The organism is Bifidobacterium amazonense (assembly GCF_018555435.2).
GTDB classification, from domain to species: domain Bacteria; phylum Actinomycetota; class Actinomycetes; order Actinomycetales; family Bifidobacteriaceae; genus Bifidobacterium; species Bifidobacterium amazonense.
This window is the reverse complement of the sequence record NZ_JAFEJT020000110.1, coordinates 1-3,589: the sequence shown is the minus strand read 5'-3', so window position 1 is coordinate 3,589 and position 3,589 is coordinate 1. Positions and strand designations below refer to the sequence as shown.

Below are 3,589 nucleotides of genomic sequence, written 5' to 3'. Positions count from 1 at the left end.
AGATGATGCGCGAGCCGACAAAGATGCTGGCGGAGCTTCGGCTCCCTCACCGAAGGAGCTGTCACGGCGTAGCCGTGACTGAGCGCTCCGCGGCGCGAACGCGCCGCCAACAACACAGCATCGCGCGACAGTGCGATTCCGAGACTGCGCGGGCGGTGGGCAACGCATACAACCGGTTCGTCACTGTGGCGCGAAATAATGGGGGCATGACTATCGCAACCGCTGAACGCTATGCCGAAATGCTGGACGCCGCCCGTCATGGCGGCTACGCCTATCCTGCGATCAACGTCACGAGCACGCAGACGCTGAACGCCGCGCTGCAGGGCTTCGCCGAAGCCGAATCCGACGGCATCATCCAGGTGTCGGTCGGCGGATCCGCCTACTTCTCCGGGCAGTCGGTCAACGACCGCGTCACCGGCTCCCTCGCCTTCGCCGCATTCGCGCACGAAGTCGCCAAAAAGTATCCGAACATCACCGTCGCGCTCCACACCGACCACTGCGCCAAGCAGTACCTCGACGAATGGGTGCGCCCGCTGCTCGACATCGAAGCGGCGCAGGTCAAGCGCGGCGAGGAACCGACGTTCCAGTCGCACATGTGGGACGGCTCCACCGTGCCGCTCGAGGAGAACCTCGACATCGCGACCGAACTGCTCGAAAAATCCGTCAAGGCGCACACCGTGCTGGAAATCGAAATCGGCACGGTCGGCGGCGAGGAGGACGGCCATTCCGCCGAAATCAACGAAAAGCTGTACTCCACGCCGGCCGACGGCGTGCGCGTCGCCGAACGGCTCGGCCTCGGCGAACACGGCCGGTACATGGCCGCGTTCACGTTCGGCAACGTGCACGGCGCGTACAAGCCTGGCGTCGTCAAACTGCGCCCCGAACTGCTGCGCGACATCCAGACCGAAGTGTGGGACGCGGCGCACGACGGCCGCCTCGGCTCGATCGCATCCGCCGACATCGCGTCCTGCGCGCTGCCCGACCTGCCCGACGGCAAGCCGTTCGCGCTCGTGTTCCACGGCGGATCCGGCTCGACGCCGGACGAGATCGCGCGCGCGGTCAGCTACGGCGTGGTCAAGATGAACATCGACACGGACACGCAGTACGCGTTCACGCGTGCGGTGGCCGGGCACATGTTCTCGCACTACGACGCCGTGCTCAAGATCGACGGGGAAGTGGGCAACAAGAAGTTCTACGATCCGCGCTCGTGGGGTCGTGAAGCCGAATCGGCGATGGCCTCGCGCGTGGTCGAGGCGTGCCAGCAGCTCGGCTCGGCGGGGCGCGCGCTCAAGTAATGGGATCGCGCTATCGCGCAATGTCGCGTTTGTTGGCGGCTGCGCCGTAGACGCTCACCCAGTCAGCCTGCGGCTGACAGCGTCCTGCAATTATGGACGCGCTACGCGCGACGTTATCTGGCTCGCTGTCGCTCGCTCCTCGCCTACAAACGCCTCCGGCGTTTGCTTCACGGCTCGGCCTCAGTGAGGGAGCCGAGGCTGCCGCCGGCATCAGAGGCGTTTTGGGATGATGGCCGTGCGCTGAAGTAGGTTGTTGGGTTCCCGGGATGTCATGGGGAACATCCCGGGGGCCGGAGTATTCTTGACAAGGTGTCAATGTTGATCGGGAGGTTCAAGGATGAACAGTAAGACGCATGATGCGGCGGTTCCGGCCGCCAAGACCGACGCAGCCGCCACGGTCGCCGCAACCGTCAAGGATCTGCCCGCCGCCAAGGTGTGGGCGTTCGCCACCGGCCAGTTCGGATGGGCGCTGTTGAGCGGCATCATCTCCAACTGGCTCGTGTACTTCTATCAGCCCGATGCCGAAACCATCGCTCAAGGCCAGGCCGTGTTCGTGCCGCAAGGCCTCGTGATCCTCGGCATCGTCACCGTCGTCGGCGGCATCACCGCATTCGCGCGCTTCTTCGATGCGTTCGTCGATCCGGCCGTCGCAAGTCTGTCCGATCGCAGCAAGTCCCCGCGCGGCCGGCGCATCCCGTTCCTGCAGTTCGCGGCCCTGCCGCTCGCCGTCGTCACCGTGCTTGTCTTCTGGAGCCCGGTCAACACGACCAGCTGGGCGAACGCGGCGTTCCTGTTCGTCACCGTCATCGGCTACTACATCGCGCTCACGTTCTACTGCACGCCGTACAACGCGCTCATCGCAGAACTCGGCCACGACTCCAAGCAGCAGCTCAACATCTCCACGACCATCTCGTTCACGTTCATCGCCGGCACCGCCGTCGCCTACGTCGCGCCGGTCATCTGGGGCGCGTTCGTGCCCGGACTCGGCCGCGTGAACGCGATCCGCGTCACATTTACGATCCTCGCCGCGATCGCGTTCGTGTGCATGCTCGTGCCCGCGCTCACCATCGACGAGCGTGAATACGTCGACTCCAAGCCGACCAGTGAGGACACGCTCACCTCGCTCAAGGAAACGTTCCGCGACCGCGAGTTCGTCAAGTTCGTCAGCTCCGACATCGTGTACTGGATAGCGATCACCATGTTCCAGACCGGCCTGCCGTTCTTCGTGACGAGCCTCTTGAAGCTGCCGGAAACGAGTACGACGATCTACTTCGTGCTGATGACCGGCGTGTCGGTACTGTTCTACCTGCCGGTGAACATGTTCGCCGGGCGCGTGGGCAAGAAGCGGCTCATGCTGGTCGGATTCACGATCTTCACCTGCGCGTACGTGTTCGCGGCCCTGCTGGGTTCGGGGGCTTTGGGCGCGATGCCGGCGATGGCGCAGGGTGTGGTGCTGTCGGTTGCGTGCGCGATCCCGATGGCGATCTTCGGCATCCTGCCGCAGGCCGTGGTGGCGAACATCGCGGGCGCGAGCTCGAAGACGACCGGCGAGGACCGGCAGGGCATGTTCTACGCGGCACGCACGTTCGCGATGAAGATGGGACAGAGCCTGTCGATGCTGCTGTTCACCGGTCTGAGCACGATCGGCGCCGGCTCGGGCTTCGGATACCGCGCGGCCGCCGTGTGCGCGGCGGTGTTGTGCGGCCTCGGCGGCGTGATCTTCGCGTTCTACGACGAAAAGAAGGTGCTCGCCGTGCTTGAGGCGTGACGCAACGGGGCAGTTTGACGATCGAGAGGCTGATTCTTGGCTCTGCCGAGGTCAGTTTGACGATCGAGAGGCGACTTCAGCGGCTTATGGCCGCCAGCGATGTATCTGTGCCTTGGAAAATAGTGCATGTGGGAGGGTCTCAACGGGAGATGTAGCCTCTCGATCGTCAAACTGACCTCGGCGGGATGCCTAATCAGCCTCTCAATCGTCAAACTGGGGGAAGGAAGGACGAGAGGTCGGCGTGTCGTGATGACGGAGCCGGGGATGCGGGCGCAGGGAATATCGGATGGTGAGACGGAATAGGGGGATATGCGGTATAAGCGACGCTGATATTCCGCCATAACCGGGGCGCTAGCGCAAACGGTCCGAAAAATCAAGACTGTTTTTTCTTGGAATTTCCGGCTCTTCGGGTGTTTGTGTGGGTGTGAATCTTCTGTCTGGCTTACTGCTTATTGGTGTCCGGGGAGTTTGAGGTTGAGTCCGCCGCATTTGAGCATGACCAGGCCGATGAGGTTGTCGAGGTTCC

General features: G+C 63.6%; 2 protein-coding genes. Both read left to right on the top strand.

The annotated features are described in order from the left end of the window. Positions 1-206: 206 nt before the first annotated feature. Positions 207-1,295, top strand: a complete 1,089-nt coding sequence (gene fbaA, locus JS533_RS13440) for a class II fructose-bisphosphate aldolase (protein WP_241515314.1) — start codon at positions 207-209, stop codon at positions 1,293-1,295. A gap of 433 nt (positions 1,296-1,728) precedes the next feature. Beyond that, complete coding sequence (locus tag JS533_RS13435; RefSeq protein WP_241515316.1) at positions 1,729-3,063, top strand: MFS transporter; 1,335 nt, start codon at positions 1,729-1,731, stop codon at positions 3,061-3,063. Positions 3,064-3,589 lie beyond the last annotated feature (526 nt).

Excerpts from the sequence above, each read along its gene's own strand:
- fbaA (WP_241515314.1), top strand. The coding sequence starts at position 207 with ATGACTATCGCAACCGCTGAACGCTATGCCGAAATGCTGGACGCCGCC.